1 pseudogene is annotated in these 235 nt (G+C 63.2%); it reads left to right on the top strand.

The annotated features are described in order from the left end of the window. Positions 1-15: 15 nt before the first annotated feature. Positions 16-171, top strand: a pseudogene (locus ACQ4LH_RS21765) (bifunctional ADP-dependent NAD(P)H-hydrate dehydratase/NAD(P)H-hydrate epimerase); the annotation flags it as partial. Positions 172-235 lie beyond the last annotated feature (64 nt).

Raw genomic sequence — 235 nt, forward strand, 5'->3', positions numbered from 1 at the left:
TGTGTATAAGAGACAGGCGTGGCGTCGGCCAATCAGCTGCTGGCTTTGGGCGCTAATGCCAGCGTCTGGGTGGTTGGCCCAGGTCTGGGGCAGGGTGCATGGGGTCGCAGTCTGTTATCGGCGGTTGCGGTCAGCCGCGCYGTGCMAGTCTGGGGTGGCGGTGCGCTGGACCCGTTTTTNNNNTCTCTTTTTCACATCTCCCCGCCCCCCAGACGAAMAGAGCGGGATCCGATGC

Source organism: Pseudomonas peli (assembly GCF_050563605.1).
In the GTDB taxonomy this organism is placed as follows: domain Bacteria; phylum Pseudomonadota; class Gammaproteobacteria; order Pseudomonadales; family Pseudomonadaceae; genus Aquipseudomonas; species Aquipseudomonas peli_A.